21 protein-coding genes are annotated in these 21509 nt (G+C 59.6%); 8 read left to right on the top strand and 13 right to left on the bottom strand.

Annotated features, from left to right (window positions below; genetic code table 11):
- Nucleotides 1–166: 166 nt before the first annotated feature.
- A complete protein-coding gene (locus Q0887_RS10670) occupies nucleotides 167–445 on the top strand; it encodes a hypothetical protein (protein ID WP_299194832.1) in 279 nt (92 codons plus the stop codon).
- 88 nt (nucleotides 446–533) lie between these two features.
- On the opposite strand, the gene Q0887_RS10665 is transcribed toward Q0887_RS10670, so the two are convergent.
- Entirely contained in the window at nucleotides 534–1574 is a 1041-nt protein-coding gene (locus Q0887_RS10665; protein WP_299194829.1) for a serine hydrolase, read from the bottom strand.
- Nucleotides 1575–1867: 293 nt separating this feature from the next.
- Between Q0887_RS10665 and Q0887_RS10660 the strand changes: the two genes are divergently transcribed.
- Entirely contained in the window at nucleotides 1868–4174 is a 2307-nt protein-coding gene (locus tag Q0887_RS10660) for a DUF305 domain-containing protein (protein ID WP_299194828.1), read from the top strand.
- 118 nt (nucleotides 4175–4292) lie between these two features.
- Here Q0887_RS10660 and Q0887_RS10655 read toward each other — a convergent pair whose 3' ends face one another.
- The 5 genes from Q0887_RS10655 to Q0887_RS10635 form a co-directional block, all read right to left on the bottom strand.
- Entirely contained in the window at nucleotides 4293–6140 is a 1848-nt protein-coding gene (locus Q0887_RS10655) for a DUF885 domain-containing protein (RefSeq protein ID WP_299194826.1), read from the bottom strand.
- Nucleotides 6141–6298: 158 nt separating this feature from the next.
- Nucleotides 6299–7339: a hypothetical protein gene (locus Q0887_RS10650; RefSeq protein WP_299194824.1), complete on the bottom strand. Its 1041-nt coding sequence runs from the start codon at nucleotides 7337–7339 to the stop codon at nucleotides 6299–6301.
- A gap of 3 nt (nucleotides 7340–7342) precedes the next feature.
- A complete protein-coding gene (locus Q0887_RS10645) occupies nucleotides 7343–8725 on the bottom strand; it encodes a vanadium-dependent haloperoxidase (protein ID WP_299194822.1) in 1383 nt (460 codons plus the stop codon).
- 171 nt (nucleotides 8726–8896) lie between these two features.
- On the bottom strand, nucleotides 8897–10549 hold the full coding sequence (gene groL, locus Q0887_RS10640; protein WP_299194819.1) for a chaperonin GroEL: 1653 nt from the start codon (nucleotides 10547–10549) through the stop codon (nucleotides 8897–8899).
- Nucleotides 10550–10618: 69 nt separating this feature from the next.
- On the bottom strand, nucleotides 10619–10906 hold the full coding sequence (locus Q0887_RS10635; protein ID WP_299194817.1) for a co-chaperone GroES: 288 nt from the start codon (nucleotides 10904–10906) through the stop codon (nucleotides 10619–10621).
- 203 nt (nucleotides 10907–11109) lie between these two features.
- On the opposite strand from Q0887_RS10635, the gene Q0887_RS10630 reads away from it, so the two are divergent.
- Nucleotides 11110–11946, top strand: a complete 837-nt coding sequence (locus Q0887_RS10630) for a mechanosensitive ion channel domain-containing protein (protein WP_299194814.1) — start codon at nucleotides 11110–11112, stop codon at nucleotides 11944–11946.
- On the opposite strand, the gene Q0887_RS10625 is transcribed toward Q0887_RS10630, so the two are convergent.
- The gene (locus Q0887_RS10625) at nucleotides 11927–13360 is read right to left on the bottom strand and encodes an MATE family efflux transporter (RefSeq protein ID WP_299194811.1); all 1434 of its coding nucleotides are present in this window, start codon (nucleotides 13358–13360) and stop codon (nucleotides 11927–11929) included. The genes Q0887_RS10630 and Q0887_RS10625 overlap by 20 nt on opposite strands.
- Before the next feature lie 197 nt (nucleotides 13361–13557).
- On the opposite strand from Q0887_RS10625, the gene Q0887_RS10620 reads away from it, so the two are divergent.
- Entirely contained in the window at nucleotides 13558–14769 is a 1212-nt protein-coding gene (locus Q0887_RS10620; protein WP_299194809.1) for a hypothetical protein, read from the top strand.
- 84 nt (nucleotides 14770–14853) lie between these two features.
- On the opposite strand, the gene Q0887_RS10615 is transcribed toward Q0887_RS10620, so the two are convergent.
- The 3 genes from Q0887_RS10615 to rplJ form a co-directional block, all read right to left on the bottom strand.
- On the bottom strand, nucleotides 14854–15378 hold the full coding sequence (locus tag Q0887_RS10615) for a hypothetical protein (RefSeq protein ID WP_299194806.1): 525 nt from the start codon (nucleotides 15376–15378) through the stop codon (nucleotides 14854–14856).
- Nucleotides 15379–15619: 241 nt separating this feature from the next.
- Nucleotides 15620–15994 carry a 50S ribosomal protein L7/L12 gene (rplL, locus tag Q0887_RS10610; protein WP_299194804.1) on the bottom strand — a complete coding sequence of 125 codons (375 nt, stop codon included), beginning with the start codon at nucleotides 15992–15994 and terminating at the stop codon, nucleotides 15620–15622.
- A gap of 77 nt (nucleotides 15995–16071) precedes the next feature.
- Nucleotides 16072–16587: a 50S ribosomal protein L10 gene (rplJ, locus tag Q0887_RS10605; RefSeq protein ID WP_299194801.1), complete on the bottom strand. Its 516-nt coding sequence runs from the start codon at nucleotides 16585–16587 to the stop codon at nucleotides 16072–16074.
- Between the two features lie 372 nt (nucleotides 16588–16959).
- Between rplJ and Q0887_RS10600 the strand changes: the two genes are divergently transcribed.
- The 4 genes from Q0887_RS10600 (at nucleotide 16960) to Q0887_RS10585 (ending at nucleotide 20393) form a co-directional block, all read left to right on the top strand.
- Complete coding sequence (locus tag Q0887_RS10600) at nucleotides 16960–17772, top strand: helix-turn-helix domain-containing protein (RefSeq protein ID WP_299194798.1); 813 nt, start codon at nucleotides 16960–16962, stop codon at nucleotides 17770–17772.
- 51 nt (nucleotides 17773–17823) lie between these two features.
- Nucleotides 17824–18972 carry a hypothetical protein gene (locus Q0887_RS10595; RefSeq protein ID WP_299194796.1) on the top strand — a complete coding sequence of 383 codons (1149 nt, stop codon included), beginning with the start codon at nucleotides 17824–17826 and terminating at the stop codon, nucleotides 18970–18972.
- A gap of 145 nt (nucleotides 18973–19117) precedes the next feature.
- Nucleotides 19118–19843, top strand: a complete 726-nt coding sequence (locus Q0887_RS10590; RefSeq protein WP_299194794.1) for a hypothetical protein — start codon at nucleotides 19118–19120, stop codon at nucleotides 19841–19843.
- The gene (locus tag Q0887_RS10585) at nucleotides 19815–20393 is read left to right on the top strand and encodes a hypothetical protein (RefSeq protein ID WP_299194791.1); all 579 of its coding nucleotides are present in this window, start codon (nucleotides 19815–19817) and stop codon (nucleotides 20391–20393) included. Before Q0887_RS10590 ends, Q0887_RS10585 begins: the two co-directional genes overlap by 29 nt.
- A 34-nt stretch (nucleotides 20394–20427) precedes the next feature.
- Here Q0887_RS10585 and Q0887_RS10580 read toward each other — a convergent pair whose 3' ends face one another.
- Genes Q0887_RS10580 through Q0887_RS10570 form a run of 3 tightly spaced genes read right to left on the bottom strand, consistent with a single transcriptional unit; the run spans nucleotide 20428 to nucleotide 21356 of the window.
- Complete coding sequence (locus tag Q0887_RS10580) at nucleotides 20428–20655, bottom strand: helix-turn-helix transcriptional regulator (protein ID WP_299195322.1); 228 nt, start codon at nucleotides 20653–20655, stop codon at nucleotides 20428–20430.
- Nucleotides 20655–21188, bottom strand: coding sequence for a DUF2975 domain-containing protein (locus Q0887_RS10575; protein WP_299194788.1), 534 nt, complete (start codon nucleotides 21186–21188; stop codon nucleotides 20655–20657). The genes Q0887_RS10580 and Q0887_RS10575 overlap by 1 nt, the downstream gene beginning before the upstream one ends.
- Nucleotides 21189–21215: 27 nt before the next feature.
- The gene (locus Q0887_RS10570; RefSeq protein WP_299194786.1) at nucleotides 21216–21356 is read right to left on the bottom strand and encodes a hypothetical protein; all 141 of its coding nucleotides are present in this window, start codon (nucleotides 21354–21356) and stop codon (nucleotides 21216–21218) included.
- Between the last annotated feature and the right edge of the window lie 153 nt (nucleotides 21357–21509).

The following is a 21509-nucleotide window of genomic DNA, read 5'->3' as shown; positions in this document are numbered from 1 at the left end:
GGTGGAAATAAGGCGAGAATGTGGCGATTTACGTCAATTTACTTGCAATGCCACATTTCGGCCATTATTTAAGGCGTCGAAGTCGGGGGTCAAAGCCGGCTTTGGCGCTTGGATCCGAGTAACGGGCCCGACGCGAAAACCATACGCTGAATAAGGAATTCATATTATGCGTAAGATCATTCTTGCCGCTGCTGTTGCAACCTCGGCTCTCGGCCTCGCTGCTTGCGGCGAAACCGCTGACTCGGTCGCCGAAACCGGTGACGCAATGTCGGAAGCTGCCGACACCGCTGTTAACGAAACCGCTGAAGCTGCCGGCGACGCTGCTGAAGCAACTGGCGAAGCTGCTGAAGGCGCTGCTGAAGCTGCAGGCGAAGCTGCTGACACTGTTGTCGAAGCTGCTGAAGGCGCTGCTGCTGAAGCCGAAGCAATGGTTGACGGCGAGTAATTCGCTTCAAGCCAGCTTCAACGCTAGCAAAAAGAAAAGGCGGTGCCGCGAGGCGCCGCCTTTTTCTTTGTCCGATTTCCGGAGAGAGCTAGCCGCCGGTTCGCGGAGCGCTTGTCCAGTTCTGCGGTCCATTCTGGCGCGCCCTTGCGCCAAATCCATCATAGAGCGCGCGTGCAATCGCTGCGATGCGGCGCTCGCGAGCACGGCGTGATCCCTGACCCGTCACATAGATCGCAACAGCAATCGCGCGGCCATCAGGCGATTCGATAATGCCGATATCGCTCGACGTGTTGTTAAGCGATCCGGTCTTGTGGCTCACACGGGCCTCTTCGGGCATATTGGCGACAATCCGGCGTTGACCGGTAACGGTCCGGCTCATCGAGCCGAGCAGCACCTGACGGCTCTGCGCGGACAGGAAATCGCCGCGATAGAGGCCATGGAGCAGCCGTGTCATCGCACGCGGAGTTGCCGCATCGCGCGGGTCGATCCAGCTTGCCGGATCATACTCGCCGTCATCACGGACCAGAGTTGCGATGTCGCGGTTGATCGAGAAATCATTGATCCCCTGACGGCGCATCCAGTCATTGACGGCTTCGGGTCCGCCGACAGCTGCGAGCAGCGCGTCGGTTGCCGGATTGCTCGAACGGGTGATCATGATCTCGATCAGATCAATCGCCGGCATATATTCGCCTTCACGCACGGGCGCTGCGGGCGAGGAGAATTTGGCCGACCGCACCGGGATCAGCAGCGGGAATTCCGAAGTGAGCGAATAGTGACCCTGCTCGACCATTTCGAGATAGGTCGCGGCCACTGCGATCTTGCTGGTCGAAGCCATTGGGAACAGCTGGTCGCCCAGCACCATAATCTGCTCACCGGTTGTCATGTCGAGTGCAGCGACGCCGATACGGCCCTGATCGCCATCGGCAAGCTCGGCGATGCGTTGTTCGAAACTGTTTGCGTATATCGCCTCGAACGTTTCGGGCGCGCGCATTTCTGTCCCGAAGGCATCGTCAAAACTGGCCTGAAGCTCGTTCGACTGGGCCTGCGCGGGGATGGCAAACAATGCTGCTAGAGCCGCTATCGGAGCGGCAAAGCGGGCGGTGATTGATGTGCGTTTATCGGGGGCCATCGACAAGTGATACTCCGGGCAGGGTTAGCGCTGGCTTAATTGCCATCTCTACGCATGTGCGATTCACCGCGACAAGCACTCGATTCGCCGCGTGCGGTGAACGGTGCGACAGCCGCGACCGGATTCGCGCCCCACCAGTCGGACGCTACGGAAAATGCCGAAAGCGGCCCGTTTACAGGCTCAACATGCGCATTCGTCGATTTGGCGGTTGTTCGGTGGTTCGCCGCTCTTGACTGGTTTTCGCAAACCGTCAGACAAGAGCGCAATCGCAAGAAACAGGGACTGACATCACTATGAAACGCACCACCTTGCGCGGATCGCGCGCGCTTATCTCCACGATGCTGCTTTCCGGCTCATGCATCGCCATGGCGCAGAGCGCTCCCATCCTGCAGCCCGGCGCTCCCGGACAGGCCAGCCGCACACTGACAGCGGATGAAGCGACCGAGCTTGCCAAGGCGACCTACACCAGCGCGGATGTCGAGTTCATGCAGGGCATGATCGTCCACCATCAGCAAGCCGTCGACATGGCCGAGTTGGTCGCGGATCGCACCAATAACGAGGAAGTGATTACGGTCGCAGGACGCATTCTCTCCAGCCAGGCGGATGAGATTGAGTTCATGACCAACTGGCTTGCCGAGCGCGGCGAGAAGGCGCCGATGGTCGGCCATGGCGACCACAGCACGATGGACCATTCGAACCATGTGATGGTCGATCACTCGCAGATGTCGGGCATGGCTAGCGCCGAACAGATGGCCGCACTCGCTGCAGCTGAAGGCGCCGAGTTCGACCGGCAGTTCCTCACTCTGATGATTGCCCATCACGAAGGGGCGGTGGATATGGTCGAGCACTTGCTCGAACAGCAGGGCAGTGCAGCAGACCCGATCCTGTTCCGCTTCGTCGGTGATGTCGACAATGACCAGTCGGCCGAAATCGAGCGCATGGACAAGGTGCTCGCGGGTATCTCCGAAGATCCGCGCGCCAGCCTTGCCTCGGGCTTTGACAATGCCGGTGAGGCAATCATGAACCTCCGCCATGTCGCATCGCTCAGCAAACCTGCGGGGTTCTTTGATCCTGAAAATCCGGCTGACTTGCGCGCAGTTGTTCCGCCACGTGAGGACGAAGAAGGTGAAGAAACGGCTGAAGGCGAAGAGGAAACGGCTGAAGTCGTAGAGGTCGCCGAAGCGGAAGAGGGTGAAGAAGCGCCCGAGCGTGAGGAAGAAGAAAGCCTCACACAGTTTGCCGAACGCTCCCCGCTTCTCGACTTTGCCAACACCGATATGGCGTTCTTCGACGACATCATGGTCGCGGGCAATTATCACGGCTTCAACATCTACAGGCTGGGCGATGACGGCGTGCCGAGCCTGATGTCATCGGTCGTCTGCCCCGGTGGCCAAGGTGACGTTTCAGTGGTTGGCGATCTGCTTGTGATGAGCGTTGAGCAAACGCGCGGGCGCATCGATTGCGGCCTGCAAGGCGTCGAAGGCGATGTCAGCGAAGAGCGCTTCCGCGGGCTTCGCATTTTCGACATCTCCGACCTCACCGCAGTCCGTCAGGTCGGGCAGGTGCAGACATGCCGGGGTAGCCACACTCACTCGATCGTCGATGCCAATGATGAACGCATCATCGTCTACAATTCGGGCACGTCGCGCAGCCGCGAGCAGGAAGAGCTCGCCCGCTGTATCGACAATCCGTCCGACACACGCACGGCCTATTTCAGCATCGACGTGATCGAAATCCCGGTTGCGAATCCGGCAGCTGCGCGGATCGTCAGCAGCCCGCGGGTCTTCGCCGATAGCGAGACGGGCGAGATTGCAGGCCTGTGGCAAGGCGGTGATAGCGGCGAGGGTACCCAGCGCACCTCGCGCACAGACCAGTGCCACGACATCACCGTCTTCCCCGCGCTCAACATCGCGGCCGGAGCGTGCTCGGGCAACGGGATCCTGATGGACATCTCCGACCCGTTCAATCCGGTGCGCATGGATGAAGTGTTCGACCAGGGCTTCGCCTATTGGCACTCGGCGACCTTCAACAATGACGGCACCAAGGTGATCTTCACCGATGAATGGGGCGGGGGCGGCCGTCCGCGCTGCAAGGCTTCGGATCCGGTGACGTGGGGCGCCAATGCGATCTACGACATCGTCGACGGAAAGCTGGAATTCCGCAGCCATTACAAGATGCCCGGTCCGCAGAGCGAATACGAGAACTGCGTCGCGCATAATGGCTCGATTGTTCCAGTGCCGGGCCGCGATATCTTTGTGCAGAGCTGGTATCAGGGCGGCATCAGCCTGATGGACTTCACCGACAGTTCCAACCCGGTCGAGATCGCGTTCTTCGACCGCGGCGCGATCAGCGATGAGCAGCTTGTGGTCGGCGGCTTCTGGTCGTCCTACTGGTATAATGGCCGGATCTACGGGACCGAGATCACTCGCGGGATTGACGTGTTCGCGCTCGAGCCCAGCGAGTTCCTCACCGCCGGAGAAGTGGCTGCCGCTGAAGCCGCATCCTTTGAAAACACCCGCTTTAACCCGCAGACCCAGACGCAGGTGATCTGGGATGAAAGCGCTATCGAAGCCGCCGAAGCAAGCCGTTCGGGCGGTTGATACATAAGGGGTACTGAACGCGCGCTCAAGCGACAGAGCGCGTGCAGAACCCGACACAAAAAGGGGCGGGGTGGCCAATGCCATCCCGCCCCTTTTGTTGTTTGGGCTTTATCGCGCCTTAGCTGGCCTTTTGCGATGCAATCCAGTTGTCGACCTGCTTTTCGAGCAGCGAGAGCGGCACTGCGCCGCCGCCCAGAACCGTGTCGTGGAAACCGCGAATGTCGAAATCCTCGCCCAGCTCTTCCTCGGCCTTGGCGCGCAGTTCCTGAATGCGGATCATGCCGATCTTGTAGGACGTCGCCTGACCCGGCAGCACGAAGTAGCGCTGCACTTCGCTGCGAGCGACGGTTTCGGGGTTGGGCGAGTTTTCGAGGCAGTAGGCAACCGCCTCGTCTTCGGTCCAGCCCTTGGCATGGATGCCGGTGTCGACCACCAGACGGATCGCGCGCCACATCTCGCTCTGCAAGCGGCCAAAGTCCGAATAGGGATCTTCATAACCGCCCATTTCCTTGGCCAAGGCCTCGGAATAGAGCGCCCAGCCTTCGCCATAGGCGGAGAAGAACACGCCCTGCGAGCGGAACAGCGGAACGCCTTCCAGCTCCTGCGCGATCGAGATCTGCATGTGGTGGCCCGGATTGCCTTCGTGATAGGCGATCGCTTCAAGCGGCGGGATCGGCATCGCGCTCATATCCGAAAGGTGCGCGTAATAGATGCCGGGGCGCGAGCCGTCGGGGGTGCCCGGACGATAATGCTGCGCAGCGCCATCCTGTTCGCGGAACGACTCAACCCGGCGCACTTCGAGAGGTGCCTTAGGCAGCCTGCCGAAGAATTCGGGCAGTCGTTCAGTCAGCGCGTCGATATGCATGGTTGCACGGTCGATATAATCCTGTGCGCCTGCTTCATCCTGCGAGAAGAAGAATTGCGGGTCTTCGCGGGTGAACACGAAGAATTCCTGCAAAGTCCCTTCAAAGCCGGTCCGTTCGATGATCGCTTCCATTTCGCCGCGAATGCGCGCGACTTCGGCAAGGCCAAGATCGTGGACTTCGTCAGCGGTGAGCTCGGTCGTGGTCATCTGGCTGAGCGCATATTCATAGTACGCTTCGCCATTGGGCAGGGTGGTGACGCCTTGCGCGACTTCATCGGTGTTGGGACGGTCTTCTACGAACCAGTCATGGACCCGCTGATAGGCCGGAGCGAATTGCTCGACCAGCGCCGTGCGGGCCTCTTCGCGCAATTCGTCAGCGCGTGCTTCGTCGATGGTTCCGTTTTCGACCAGGGTGGCAAGGTGGCCCTCGACCCCGTTCCACATTGCCGAAGGTTCGGCGTCTGCATCGTCGCCGAACGGCGCGCCAGTGATGAGACTTTCGGTTTCAGCAATCACCGCATCATAGGAAAAGCGCGGCGGGCGCACACCGGCTTCGGCATTGGCCTGCGCGCGCTCAAGCGACTGGTCAATTGCTCTGGCGATCCCGCCGATGCGGGCGATAAAGGCTTCCATGTCGCTTTCGGTTTCGACGACGTGCTGGCCGAGCAGAAAGCTGGGAAGGAAGGCGTGAATGCCCTGCATCTGGTGCAGGATATATTGCTGGTCGAGGAACTCGGCGCCTTTTTCGGCTTGTTCCGCGCTATATTGCCACAGGTCCCACGACAGCTTCGCATCATCCGAAAGCTCGTCATAATCGAAATTGGCTTCCATTTCGCGCGTGGCCTGACGTGTCCATTCGAGCTGCTCCAGCTGTGCCTCGACCGAGAAATCGTCAATCTTGTCGTTGTCTGTCTTGCGACCCAGGAAGGTCTGCGTGATCGGGCTGAATGCCAGTTGCTCTTCGAACTTTTCATCGAACCAGACGTTGAGGCATTCGGTCTGGGTGGTGGTGCATTCGATCGTCGCAACCGGGTTCATAATCGCATCGCAGCCGGTCAGCGCGACCGACGCCAGCAGCACTGCTGCAAATTTCGTTTTCATGAGTTTAGTCCCCTCAAATATGGATCGCGCCTCCATGGGCTAGAGTCGCCGCCAAGGGAAGGGTGCCATTCGACGAACAAAAAACCCCGGGGGACGAACGTCCCCCGGGTCTCATTTTCTCGGCAATCGCGGGTAGGGTCTAGGCTCTTAGGCGGCGATCAGAAGCTGTATCGCGCAGATGCGATGGCGGACAATTGGTCCGTCTCGATCAGCTCTACGCCATCAGCAATGATCCGCGCTTCTTCGGCGTTGAGCCCAAGATTGAGCGAAAGTCCGCGCGAAATGTCGTAACCTGCGCCAATCGCCGCAGAAACTTCCGACTGTCCGCCAGCCTCACCGTAATGCAGCGCGCCCGATAGCCTTAGCCCGCCAAACTGGCTTTGCGCTCCGGCAGAGACAAACCAGCGGTCAAAATCGGAGATCGGCCCTTCGATCCGCTCGTAGCCTGCGCCAATATCATAGATCGAGCTGCCAAAGACCACCTCGCCAACGGCGCCAACGCCCAGTGTCGAGAAATCGGTAATACCATCGGCAGATGCAAATCGCCCTTGCCTCACGCGCCCGGAAAGGCGCAAATCGCGCTGCCCGATGGGTCGCTGAAAGACCCCGCCAACTTCGAAATCGCCGTTTTCGTCGACGACAACACCAATCTGGCTCGGCCCGAAGCGGCCGATATAGGCACCACCCCAGCGATCAAGCTGACCATAGAATCCGTCAAATGCGAGGGAAGCATTGCCAACACCGCGCGCGCGGCGGGTCAATTCGTCGACCTGATTGCTGACATTGCCGCCGATGACGGTGCCAAAGCTGGTGCGGACGAAACCGGCAACGTTATCGCTGTAATCGTTCTGTCCGGTCGCTCCATTGAGGGAAAGCCGCGCTGGATCGGTCGAATATTGGCCAAAATAGGTCACACCGACATCCCAGCGATTGCTCAGCTGTGTTTCGGCACTCACCTGAAAATTGCCGACAAATTCGACATCGATTCTGGGATCATCGCCGCCGGTCACATTGTCGAACTCGGCGAGCACAGGCGTGTCGAGCACCCCGGTCAATTCGAAAGTGATACCCGCGAAATCGTAGGCGATCGGTTCTTCGAGCGAGGAAAGGCGATCATAATTGAGATCAACCGATTGGGCATGAGCCGGACTGGACAGCACGGCGCACAGGCCCGGTGCAAGAAAGAGCAGTTTCTTCATGTCTCAGCCCCTGCGCGCGAACATCGTATCAAAGGCATGGCGCGCGATCTGGCGACCGGCTTTATCGGCGGCTTCATGATCCGCGAGCCAGTGCACGCCGCCATAAAGGCGGCTCCAGCCGTTCTCGTAAGCGGCCTGATCCAGACTGGTGAAATAGCGCCGCTTGCCCGTGAGCGTTGGCCAGAGCACCTGATCGGGCGATTCGTGGCTGAAATTCACCGCATCGGTGCCGATAAGAAGCTTTGTCATCTCTATCCCGGCGGCCCCGAATGTGGAGTGCCCGGAAGTGTAAGCGGGGAAGTTGGGCGTTGGGATATAACTCTCCCAACTGCGCTGTTGCCTGACCCTCATATCTGCGCTGCGAAATTCACCAGCGCGCAGGCAGATCGCGGTCTCTGGGCGCAGAATATCGTAGTGATATTTGCTGTCCCATGCGCTGATCGAGGCGTCGGCCTGGGTTGCTCCTAACAAGGCAAAGTTGCGCGCCAGATCGAGGAAATCAAAGCCGCGATCCTGCATCACCTGCGCCGCGATCAGGAGGAAATGCCCTGGCGGAGTGATGCCCCACGGGCCGTCTTCCCAGAAGAGCGCGATTTCAGACTGGTCGGGCGTGCGGGTTTGACTGTCCTTGCCGCCCAGCGAGCGGACCAGCTCAAACTGTTCGGCAAATTCCGGACTGCGCGGATCGGGGAATGTTTCAGCCCGAAACTGTTCCGGTCGGACCATAGTCCAGGGTTTGATTTGTCCGTGTCCCGGGAACAACCCGCGGTCATAGGCACCAACTGCAGGACCGGGGCGGGCTGCATAGGCGGGGCCTGTCGGGGTCCACTTCAGTTCATCATCACGCCGCTTGTAGCGGCCATGATAGAAATTGACGACATGCGGTTCAGCGCCGTCGCCGGTGCGCATCTGGTTAATGGCAATCCCGACTTTGCGGCCCCATTCAATGCCCAGCCTCTTGCTCTCACCATCAGCAAACCTTCCCTTGAAGGCGCTGCGTTCCCACAAGAAGGGCTGCTTGAAGCACTCCGACGCGGCCGTTGCGAAGGCCACACCGTAAGCCAGTTCAGGATCGGCTCCAGCGGGGGCTGGGCCAATATTGTAGGGGTCGGCATAACGGCCGATAATGGCATTTGCGGCGACAAAACCGGCGACCATAGGGGCGGCGAAATTATAGGCTGCGCGCGGCGGCGGTATCCGCTGATCGCGCACCTGCTGCATCGCAATGTCCACCCAGTGGAACACAGTGTTGTGATTCTGAGGCTCGACAATTCCGGTCAGGTAGCTTGACCGCGTCCCGAAATTGGCGGTCGAGCAGCCGCCCAGGCCGATCGCACCTGCACCAATCAAGCTGCCAGTCACAAAATTTCGACGTGTGAGTTTCATCTCGCTGCCACTATCAATTCGTTCCTCGGCGCGTGTCCTAGGCTGATATGGTGACTGTTCCGTAAACTATGCTTGCGTACTCTTTTCGAGCAGGCGCGCGGCACAAAGCAAAAGGCCCCGCCGGATCGCTCCGACGGGGCCTTCGTTTTAGGTGAAGGGTTGGAGGCGGGCTTAGAAGCCCATGCCGCCGCCCATTCCGCCCATGCCGCCCATATCGGGCATTGCAGGAGCCGAGCCTTTGTCTTCCGGAGCGTCGGTGATCGCCGCTTCGGTAGTGATCAGCAGGCCGGCAACCGAAGCTGCGTCCTGCAGTGCGGTGCGGACAACCTTGGTCGGGTCGATCACGCCGGCTTCCACCAGGTTTTCATAGGTGTCGGTCGCAGCGTTGAAGCCCTGCGTTTCGTCACCTTCGCGAAGCAGATTGCCCGAGACAACCGCGCCGTCGTGACCGGCATTTTGCGCGATCTGGCGAACAGGCGCGAGGATCGCACGGCGAACGATGTCGATGCCGCGGGTCTGGTCGTCATTTTCGCCCTTGAGCCCTTCGAGAGCCTTGGTGGCGTAAAGCAGCGCGGTGCCGCCGCCCGGGACGATGCCTTCTTCGACAGCAGCGCGGGTTGCGTGAAGCGCGTCATCAACGCGGTCCTTGCGTTCCTTCACTTCCACTTCCGAAGCGCCGCCAACCTTGATCACGGCAACACCGCCAGCGAGTTTCGCCAGACGTTCTTGCAGTTTTTCGCGGTCATAGTCGCTGGTCGTGGCTTCCATCTGAGCCTTGATCTCGCCGACGCGGGCCTGGATGTCTTCCTGGCTGCCTGCACCGTCGACAATCGTCGTGTTGTCCTTGTCGATGGTGACGCGCTTGGCTTCGCCGAGCATGCCGAGCGTGACGTTTTCAAGCTTGATGCCCAGATCTTCGCTGACCATTTCGCCCTTGGTAAGGATCGAGATGTCCTGCAGCATCGCTTTACGGCGATCGCCGAAGCCCGGAGCCTTAACCGCAGCAACCTTGAGGCCACCGCGCAGCTTGTTAACGACGAGGGTCGCGAGCGCTTCGCCTTCGATGTCTTCAGCGATGATCAGCAGCGGACGGCCGCTCTGGACAGCCGCTTCGAGGATCGGAAGCATCGACTGGAGGTTCGACAGCTTCTTTTCGTGGATCAGGATGTAGGGGTTGTCGAGTTCAACCGTCATCTTGTCAGGGTTGGTGATGAAGTAGGGCGAGAGATAGCCGCGGTCGAACTGCATGCCTTCGACAACGTCGAGCTCGAATTCGAGACCCTTGGCTTCCTCAACGGTGATGACGCCTTCTTTGCCAACTTTCTCCATGGCTTCAGCGATCTTCTCGCCGACTTCCTTGTCGCCATTGGCAGAGATAATGCCGACCTGAGCGATTTCCGAAGAACCGGAGACTTCTTTCGAGCGGCCTGCGAGGTTCTCGGTAACCTTGGTGACAGCGGCGTCGATGCCGCGCTTGAGGTCCATCGGGTTCATGCCAGCAGCAACTGCGGTCATGCCTTCGCGAATGATCGCCTGACCCAGCACCGTTGCGGTGGTGGTGCCGTCACCCGCGAGGTCGTTGGTCTTGCTGGCCACTTCGCGCAGCATTTGAGCGCCCATATTCTCGAACTTGTCCTTAAGTTCGATTTCCTTGGCGACGGTTACGCCGTCCTTGGTGATGCGCGGTGCGCCGAAGCTCTTGTCGATCACGACATTGCGGCCTTTGGGGCCGAGCGTGACTTTCACAGCGTTGGCGAGCGTGTCGACGCCCTTGAGGATGCCCTCGCGGGCTTCACGGCCGAACTTTACGTCCTTGGCAGCCATTGGTGTTTCTCCTGAGAATTCTTGTGAGTTTGGAAAAGCGTTAGAGGTGGTCAGTCAAACCCTGCGGGTTCAGCTGATGATCCCCATGATGTCGCTTTCCTTCATGATCAGCAGGTCTTCGCCGTCGATCTTGACTTCGGTGCCCGACCACTTGCCGAACAGCACGCGGTCGCCGGCTTTCACGTCGAGGACGACGCGATTGCCTCCATCGTCACGGGCGCCTTCGCCGACAGAGACGATCTCGCCTTCGCTCGGCTTTTCCTGTGCGGAATCGGGAATAATGATGCCACCAGCGGTTTTCTGGTCGGCTTCGATGCGACGGACCACAACGCGGTCGTGCAGCGGACGAAATGCCATGGATGTGACCTTTCTATTTGGGTTGAAGAATCAATTGGCACTCTCCACGTTAGAGTGCCAGCGAGGGCGATTTGGGGACGCCTGGCAGGCGAGTCAACAGTTGGGCCTGCCAAAATTTTTCGGAAATGTGTGACGCGCTTGCTTATTGAAGACGAATTGGCGTCGCTCGCGCCCGCCATAACGCAATAATGACGGATAATTTCATGCAGACGAATACGGATTTCAGCACTCTCGACATCACCAATGTCGCCGCCACATGGCTCGAGGCGCATCTGGTCTCGATTGCCGGTGCCTTTGCGGTTCTGGTGTTCGGCTGGCTGATTGCCAAAGTGCTATCGCGCTGGGCTGACCGCGTGCTGCAGAATTCGCCGCGCTTCGACCCGACGGTTGCCGATTTCCTCTCCAGCATCATCAAATACGGCCTTTACGCATTGGTGATCGCCACCGTGCTTGCGCAGTTCGGGGTGCAGACCACCAGCATCCTGGCAGTGATAGGTTCGATGGGGCTTGCGATCGGTCTGGCGCTGCAAGGCACGCTCAGCAACGTTGCATCAGGCGTGATGATCCTGACCCAGCGGCCTTTCCGCGTGGGCGAGGCCATTCACGCCGGTTCGATCAAGGGCGTGGTGCAGGAAATCGGCCTGTTCACCACCGAGCTCAAGCAATTTGACGGTCTGTATGTGCAGGTTCCCAATACCGAGCTGTGGAACCAGCCGATCATTAATTTCAATCGCCACCCGATCCGCCGGTTCGAGCTGTTGGTCGGCATTGGCTATAATGACAGCATGGATAAGGCTCGCGACGAGCTGCTTGCATTAGCCGCTGCGGACGAGCGGGTGCTCAGCGACCCTGAACCGATTGCCTTCGTCAATTCGCTCGATGAAAGCTCGGTCGGCATTGGCCTGCGCATCTGGTGCCAGACCGGCGACTATGCCGAACTGTCATGGGACTTGACCGAGCGGGTCAAAGCAAAGTTCGACGAAGCGGGCATTACAATCCCCTTCCCGCAGCGCGAAGTCACTACGCGGGCAGGGGCGTAACCGGCTCACCGGACTTGCGCCGTGTCAGATCCAGCCGCTCGCGCGCATTCCAGCGCCACAGCAGCAGGACCGCGGCAAAGGCAAGTCCCGTCGCCAGCCCGATCCAAACGCCCACTCCGGCAAGCGGAGTGAAAAAGCCGAGCCAGATCGCAGTGCCGAAACCGGGCACCCAATAGCTAAAAATCGCGATCCACATCGGCACGCGAGTGTCCTGAAGCCCGCGCAAGGCTCCCGCAGCGACCGCCTGAATCCCGTCCACCACCTGAAACGCAGCGGCGAGCACCAGATATTGCAGCGCAAATCCGACCAAGGCCGCATTTTTGGCCGCATAGGGGTCCACGAACAATGACAGCAGCGGGTAGGGCGCGAGCACCATCGCGCTGGCTGTGAACATCATGAAGCCCGCACCGATAGCGAGCGCGACCCAGCCCGCGCGCTTGATCCCCTCGCTATCGCCAGCGCCGTAGAAGTAACCCACACGGATCGTCACTGCCTGACTGACGCCAAACGGAACCTGGAATGCGAGCGCGGCAAGTTGCAGCGCGACCGTGTGCCCGGCGAGCTCTGCTGCGCCAAAGCGGCCCATCAGAAACGCCGCCGCGCCGAAAATCCCTGCCTCTGCTGTCACCGTCAGCGAGATGGGCGTGCCGACGCGTACAATCTGCCAAAAACGGCTCCAGTCCGGCGACCACAGCTTTCCAAAGACATGATAACGATGCAGCTTCGGATCGAGCCGGATCGCCACCACATAAGCGGCGAGCGTGAACAGCGAGGTGATGATCGTCGCTATCGCCGCCCCTTGCAGGCCCATTTCAGGCGCGCCGAAATTGCCGAAGATGAAGGCGTAATTGGCAAAGCCGTTCACGAACACGCCTGCGCCGGTGATCGCGGTGGCAAAGACCGGGCGGCCCAGCGCCGAGACGAAATTGCGCAGCACCGACGCGAGCAGCATGGGCACCATCGAATAGATGATAAGCAGATTGTACTCGCGGGCCAGCGCGATGATGCTTTCCTGCTGGCCGGTTGCGCGCATCAGCGGCTCGAGCAGCAGGCATAAGCCCATGCCGATAATCCCGCAGAATACCGCCAGCCACAAAGCCATTCGCACTGAACGGCGCACGGGCCGCAAAGCGGGCGCACGCATGCCGAGCGCTTCGGCGATCAGAGGCGCAACCGCTCCGGTCAGCGCGGTCATCGCCCATAGGACCAGGCCGAAAAGCGACACTGCCAATGCAGCAGCGGCAAGCGGCTCTTCGCCCAGACGCGCGATGAAGAACACGTCGATCGAATAGGTCAGCATTTGCAGCAGATTGGCCGCGGCAAGCGGGGTCGCGAGCGCAAATGTGGCCCGGATTTCCTGCCTCCAGCTCAATGTGGCGTCGGGCGTATCAAGAGGTGCTGTATCGCGCGTCATTTCTTGTCCGCCCGCGCGCGCCAGAGCATTCATTTCTGGCCAAGCGAGCCGGCCCGAATAGGGATTTGCGCAAGCGGGGGAAAGGGAATTCTTGGACAGGCGCGTCCTGCATGCGCCTCGCGAGGCGAGAATCCGCTTTATAACAAAGGTGAAAACCTTCATCATCTTCGTTCGAACTTAATGCTCGGGGGGATTCGGTGCAGGAGCGCCTTCAGGAAGAAGATGCGCGCGTGATAGGCGCGGAGCAGAGGGCTACGCTTGACGCGACTGCTTCCAAAGCCCGTCTGACCAGAACCCGCGCGCTTGCCGGAGCCGCTGTGATTGCGGCGGCTGTCACCATTCCCGACATCTCTGCAGGCGCGATGGATAGTCCGCTTATGCGGTTCGAATTGGGGGAACCCAGATCGAGCCTGCCGCCGCGGGTCTGGAGTCCCAGCGTGGGTGCAAACGCCCCCGTCTATGCTCCCGCAATGGCCGCCGAAGAAATCGCGCCCGCATCGATCACTTTCGGCAGCGCGCCGCGCCATTCCTCGACCGAAAGGATGCAACCGCTCGCTTTCCTTGCAAGCGGATCGGAGCGCTTTGACCTCGCTTTTGCCGGAGTGGCATTGCCGAGGCCGGCATCAATTCCAGTCTCGGCAGGCCTTGCCAATCAGCCTGCTGGTGAGTTCCGCGGGCGTGCACCAGCGCTCAGGCGGCGACAGATTGATATTCCGCAGATCAGCGAAACGCTTGCCTTCGTTCCGCAGATTGGACGTGATGAGCAGCTGGTAGATAGTGCTGGTGCGGCCGGGGCCTCTGATCGCAGCGGTCCAATCAGCAATCCGGGTAACGATTCCGTCGCAATGGCGGATGACGCAGTAGAGGCGGCCTTTGCAGGCGAGCTTGACGTGTCAGGCGGAGCGTCGGATGCGATCCGGCGTGCACTTCCGATTTCGTCATCGGTTGATGCCCAGGGCACGCTTCCGGTAGAGGTCGACACGGCGCGGGCGGTGCCGATCCCGGCTCCCGATCCGGGCCTCGTCTCCAGCCGTGCTGCGCAGATCGAACTGGTGCAAAAGACCGAGCTCGGCGCGCGGATCAACGGCGTGCTCACCGGCAGTGTCGACTTCCAGCAGCGCGATGGCACGATTGCCGTGCGTCTTGGCTCAGTCGTGGACCTGCTGCGTGAACGTTACGCATCTGCCGAAATTGACCGGATCGCAGGATCAGGCGCACTCGGAACCTATGTCACGCTTGCCCAGCTTCAGGCAGCGGGCGTGCCGATCAGCTACAACCCAGCCTATGACGAGGTTGAGTTCGGCATCGATTATGACGACGCGCCCGAAGCGGCAAAGGTTCAGGTCGAACAGATTGGAGCACCGACTCTGGGCACAGACAGGGTAGGGATCGACCAGATCCCGCGCTGATCGCTAGCGCTATTGGCCAAAGAAAAAGGGCGGCGCCAATAGCTGGCACCGCCCTTTCATTTCAAAGCAATGAAAGCCGTGCGATTACTCGCCGCCGGTGTCATCTTCTTCCGGCGTGTACTCGGCCAGATCGTTGCCGATCGTCTTGGCGACGTCTGCGCGCACTTCGTCATTGTGCTCGTCGACGGTGCTGATGATCTCGCCATCTGCGTCGAGCAGCAGTGCCGGCTCACCCGAGCCGAGCGGGGCGAGCTTGACCATCAGCGGGCGCGGATAGAGGCGGTTGCTTGCGCCGTTTCCTGCATCGACAACGCCGCCGATCAGGCCGCCAGCGAGCACGTTGCCAAAGGTCGAACCGGCGAGGCGCGACTGGACGAGCACGTAAACCGGCTCATAGCCTTCGCGGGTGATGTCGATGCGGGTGTCGTCCTTGCGGCGCAGTTCAACTTCGCAAGGAGCGGTGCAGTTCAGTCCGCCGAGGAACACGATGTCCGCGCCGGTCGGATCGGTGTCAGCTGCGTAATCGATATTGGTGCCGTTCAAGACAGTCGCACAGCCGCCTGTGCTGAGACCGGCGACAAGCGCCAGCAGCGTCAATTGTTTTTTCATTCTTGTAACCCCTTGTGATCCCCCTGGATCGCTGCACAATATATTCGCGCCCAAACCCCGCGTCATTGTATTGCAGCGACATTGAGTGCTTTGAGTGCAACAGTGGTTCTGGTGTCACACATGGAGAAAAGCAAGCGAATAGAGCGAGCTTCAAAGAAAAAGGGCGGCGCCAATAGCTGGCACCGCCCTTTCCTGATCAGCAAAAGCTGTTCGAAGCGTAAGCGCCCAAACGGGCAAAGGCTTACTTGAGTTCGACGGTACCGCCGGCTGCTTCGATCTTGCCCTTGATTTCTTCGGCTTCGGCCTTGTTGACGCCTTCCTTAAGCGGCTTCGGCGCGCCTTCGACGAGACCCTTGGCTTCGGTGAGGCCCAGGCCGGTGATGGCACGGACTTCCTTGATGACCTGGATCTTCTTGCCGCCGTCGCCGGTGAGAATGACGTCGAATTCGTCCTTCTCTTCAACAGCAGCAGCTTCGCCGCCGCCAGCCGGGCCAGCAACAGCAACTGCAGCAGCAGCGCTAACGCCCCACTCTTCTTCGAGAGCGGTTGCGAGTTCAGCTGCCTCGAGGACGGTCAGCTTCGAAAGTTCTTCAACAAGCTTGGCAATATCAGCCATGATGGTTCACTCCAATAATGTGGCGGGGCGGTTCAAATGCCCCATAATGTTTCGTCTCTTGCGAGAAAGCGTCTCTATTAAGCAGCGTCCTTGGCGCCATAGGCACCGAACACACGTGCGAGCTTGTTTGCTGGCGCGTTGACGACCTGGGCAATTTTCGTTGCCGGGGCGTTGACGAGACCAACAAGCTTGCCGCGAAGCTCGTCGAGGCTCGGCATCGAGGCGAGTGCCCTGATTCCGGCTTCGTCGAGCACCTGCGTGCCCATGGAGCCACCAACGATTTCCAGCTTGTCGTTCGTTTTTGCGAATTCGACAGCAGCCTTTGCAGCTGCGACCGGGTCTTCAGACCAGGCAAGCGCGGTCGGGCCGGTGAGATACTCATCGATCCCGACATAGTCGGTGTCCTTAAGGGCGAGCTTGGCGAGACGGTTCTTCGCAACCTTATAGGAAGCACCAACGTCACGCATCTTTGTGCGCAGATCGGTGGACTGGTCCACCGTCATGCCGAGATTGCGGGTCACAACGACCACACCAACCTCGTTAAAGACTGCGTTGAGCTGGGCAACAGCATCGGCTTTTTGCGAACGATCCATGCCATACTCCTTCACTATGATCGCCAGACGGAATTGCCCGGCGATCGGCTCATGTCTCCCGGCGGCGTGCATCGACGCCGGAAAGTCCAAATCGATAAGGGAAGGAGGGTGAGCTAAATGGCCCGGTTGCGGTCCTCATGAAAGGGCCGCGTAAATCTCTTTTCCCCATCTAGGCTGGAAATTAAGGAGGCCGACAAGCCTCCACCAACTGTCTCGGACGGATGACCGCAGACCCAAGGGGCCAGTAGCGGTCGGAGCGCGCAATTACCCTGCTGCGGTCCAGAGTCAAGCAAAATGCCTCCGGTCGAAGTGCCTAGGGCGCTGGCAGAGGCGCACCTTCCGGCTAGGCCTGACTGGGGGTAGGGCAGGATCATGGAGCTAGGGACCGATCCAGTGCAGACCAGCGGATGCTATCGCGCTTGGCAGATCGCCAACGCGCCCGCGCCCGCAATTGACCTCGCCTGGTACAGCCGCTGTGACTACACAAACCCCGAAAGGCACGACCTCCTCCCCTTTACCGAACCCTCGATCGCGCTACGGCGGCGCTTTGCTCCGAACGGCGAGACAAGCGAATGGGACTTCGTGATATTCCGCGCCCAGCCCGATGGCGGGCGTTATGATCCTTGTCCCGGCGAAGAGCTGTTCGCCCTGCGCCTCGCGCCGGAATTGATGGAGGCGGCATTCGCTCTCAAAGCGGCCGATCACATCGCCGCCGATTACGAGGTGCCCTCCCATATTACCGGTAAGCTTGAACCTGCACGGCGGCTTGCTGACCTCGGCCAGTTCAAGGCCGCTTGGGAAGCGATGCTCAGTGCGCTGCAAATGCTGGCCGAGGGTTGCAAAACCGATCGCGCCGGGCGGGCAGCGCGGCTGGCGCGCGAGACAAAGGGCATGTTCGGCCCCGCGCAAATTGCCGAAGAGGCCGGCCTAAGCCCGCGCCATATGCGCAGGCTCTTTCTGGAGAGGCTGGGTCTGTCGCCGCGAGCTGTCCTTCGCCGACAGCGACTGACGGCGGCAATGCTGAGTTCCGAGACCTTCGACCGCCCGCAATGGGCCGCACTCGCCGCAGGGCACAATTTCTCCGATCAGGCGCATCTGATCCGAGAATGCCGCGCGCTCACCGGCTATTCTCCGGGCGAATGGCACCGTTTCCGGCGCGGCTTGGCCGTTTCTTTCAATACCTGACAATTCGCCTCAGCGAGGATAGCCTCTGGCAATATCTGCTGGAGGACTTGAATGCTGCGTAAATCCATCGTCACACTTCTCGCCGTTTTGGCCGCGAGTTTTCCTGCTGCGAGCATGGCTCAGGATGAAGCTGAAGCTTCTGCCGAAACGCTGACATGGTCAGGCTATGAACTCGCCGTGTTCGGCCCTGCCGACCGGGTTGCGGTGAGCGAGGAGGCCGGGCGCGAAGTGCTCAGCGTTACCCGCACCAATGTTATCCTTGCAGGCTCGCAATTTTCCGAAGGGGTGATCGAGTTCGACATCGCGCTCGACAGCGCACGCGGTTTTGGCGGGATATTGTGGCATGCCAGCGAAACGCATTCGGAATATTTCTACCTGCGCAAACACAAATCCGGGCTGCCCGATGCTGGCCAATACACCCCGATCCGCAACGGGATCACCTCTTGGCAGATCTATACTGACCGCAACGGGATCGCGCCGTTTGCCTTCACCGAGGAAGGCTGGAACCGGTTCAAGCTGGTGGTCGAAGGGGACCGCGCGGACATTTACTTTAACGGCAGTCCAGAGCCGGTGATGCACATCCCTGACCTTGCGGCGGATCAGGGCAGCGGCGCGATCGGCTTTCAGGCATCGGGGCCGAACGGAGTAATCCGCGTCTCCAATTTCTCGATGCGTCCCTTGAGCGCGGGCGAAGGCGTTGTGGGTACTCGTGCTGCCGACAGAACCGCGCCCGATGGCGTGATCGAGCGCTGGTCTGTTTCGCAGAGATTTGCTGAAAGTGTGGTCGAAGGCGCGTTGAGCATGCCTGCCGAACTTGGCCTGCTGGACACGCTCGGCACGCTGGCGGTCGAGCCATACGGGATCGCCGATATCTCGCGCCTGACCGGGCCGGAGGAAAATCTCGACAGCGTGCTTGTTTCGACCCGCATCACGTCCGACAGCGCGCGAAAGGTCCGCTTGAACTTCGGCTATTCGGATCGTGTCCGGCTGTTCCTCAATGGCGAGCTGGTGTTCGACGGCATCGCCCAATGGCGCAGCCGCGACTTCTTCTTCCTCGGCACAATCGGGTTCAACGATGCGGTCATGCTCGACCTTGAAGAAGGCGAAAACCATCTGGTGGCCGCTGTATCGGAAACCTTTGGCGGCTGGGGCTTTGCTGCTGCCATCGAGGATGGCGAAGGGCTGGTGATCGCACCCTAGAGCAATGCTCACCCGCAAGGCCTAGCCCAACGCCAGAAGGGCCGCCCCTGAGGAGAGGCGGCCCTTCGTTTGTTCTTTGCGTCGATTGACAAAACCCCATCACCGCTTAACACCATGACAACAGGGGATATTCGGGGGATATTCGATGCGACTAACTTGGTGGGCAGCGCTTGCGGCGTTGGCGATGATGTATTTTGGAGGCTCGGGCCTCTACACCTATTTCACGATTGGCGAGAAACAGACGATCACGATCGAGGAATTGATCGCGGGCGGTCCGGCAACCGGCTGGTACGAGATCACCGGCGCTGAATGGAACGAGCTCGAAACGCTTTATCAGGAAAATGACGACAATGGACGGATCCGGTCGGGCGGCATGCTCGTGCTGGTTCGCCCGCAGGGGACTGACAGGTTCGCACCTGTGCATGTCTTGCTGCAGCAGGATAGCAGCGAGATTGCGTCCAAGATCCGTTCGTCACAAGCGCTGAGCGGTGTCATTCGCACTGCCGAGAACTATATTGCCGCGCAGGAAGCGCAGGGCGCGCCAGTCGATGAAGCCCAGATCCAGCCGGCAATTGAAGCCAGTGAGCAGATGGATGCGATGTTCGCGCCTCACGAGAAATCAGGCACGATCGAGGGGCTGGTCACTGCAAGTGCGCCCGGCACCTGGAGCCGCACCGAAGTTATCTCGACAGGAGAGGGCGGGGTTGCGGCGGATTTCGTGACGGTCGAACCGGGCTTTGAACCGGAATTCTGGAGCCATGCCGGATTGTTCGGTGGCGGTTTGCTGCTGCTGCTTGTCGTAGGCGGGCTGACCTTCGGGTTCGGCGGTGGTTCCAGAGAAGATGACTTTGCGCAGCAGGACTTCAGATGAGGTTCTGACTGGTTTGATTGCCGAAGGGGCATTCAAGATGCGAAAAAGCATGAAAAAGGCGATGCTTGTGGGGTTTGGAGGCGCTGTGGTCGTCGCCTATGCGCTCGCAATGGTAAGCGTGCTTACTGGCTTTAGTCCCTACAGGCTCTCGGTCGTGCTGGTTGTTCCTTTAGGAGCTATGGCCTGTGGCTTTGCCGCCGTCTCGGGTTTCTATTTCGCGGCAAAAGATGAGGAAGAACTGGAACGGCCACAGCCCGTATTGTTTGTCGCCATGATTGCTGCGGCATGCCTGGCTCAAATGCTAATCTTTGTTTTCGAGTATTTCGGGGCGTTCATCCCGACGCATTCATTGGCGGCACTTATGTCTTTTCCTGACTATATTGAACTGACCTTTACCAATGCTGAGGTTCGAATGCGTGGTCAGGATTTTGAGCCGGAAAGCGGAGGGCTGGCGATGGCATTGGCTTTCTCCCAGTTGGTGGGATTTCTGTTGGCAGCGCCCATCACCTATAAGCAGATCCCAGGCTCAGGCAGTTTTATTGACCAGTAGAGGCTCGCGAGTCATCGCGAGCCTCTAGCGGAGCTTATTGAGTGCCATATTCGAGCAGGTCGCCCGGCTGGCAGTCCAGTTCGCGGCAGATCGCGGCGAGGGTGGAGAACCGGATCGCTTTGGCCTTGCCGGTTTTCAGGATCGAGAGGTTGGCCAGTGTAAGGCCCACTCGCTCGGCCAATTCGGTCAGCGTCATGCGGCGGTCGTGCAGCAGGTCGTCGAGTTTGACCATGATCGTTGCTCCTTCATCTTCAGCAGGCATCATACGGTCCCTTCAAGATCGTCGCGCATCGCAGCGCCGTGGCGGAAAATGCGAGCGAGTATGAACAGGACAATTGCAAGCAACACTCCAGTCAGCGAAAAGCTGATATCGGCACTGATATCGTCGGCAGGCAGGTAATCGATCGCCTTGATTGCAAGAGCCTCAATCGGGAATGACGCGATCTGAAAGCCTAAAGCAATCCAGCCCATGCGCGTCAGGCGGCTAGCGTTCTCTAGCGTGAAGGGATCGCCGTCAGCCACCGTCTTGATGATCCGGTATAGCAACCAGAAGAAATAGAACGCGAAGGCGGTGGCGGTCGCCGCGATCAAAAGCAGCGAGACAGACGCCGCCTTGGCCATGCCAACACTCTCAATTCCAGCTTCGGCAACAGCGGCTGCAAAGTCAGCGTGGTTGAACAGGATGAACGGGATCAGCACCAGCATTAATGCAGTTACCAGGCCAATCAGTGCCATCAAAAGGACGGTCATTATCTTGCCCGCCGCGAGCAAGGGGTCGTTGGGTCTAAGTGACATCGGGACTACTCCTTAACTTGCGGTGGATCAGGCGAGCTCGATCATTTGCGCCACGTCATGCGTGCTGTGCGCCTGAGCAGGCGGCACGGTGACGATGGTGCTGATCGAGGTGATGGCGAGAAACACCGCGGCAATGGCGGCGAGTGAGTTGGTATAGGTGCGGGTCATATTGTTTTCCTTTAGGTGTCATATTGAATTTCGATAATCACCATCTAGGCGCGATGTGATTTATCGTCAATCAATAAATATCGAAAAACGATAATGCACTGATCGATAAGCAATATTTCTCGTCATATTGTTTTTCGATATGCCAGATCGCGC

It is taken from the genome of uncultured Erythrobacter sp. (genome assembly GCF_947492365.1).
Classification (GTDB): Bacteria; Pseudomonadota; Alphaproteobacteria; order Sphingomonadales; family Sphingomonadaceae; genus Erythrobacter.
Note: the sequence above shows the minus strand (reverse complement) of the source record. Positions and strands in the feature narration are given on the sequence as shown.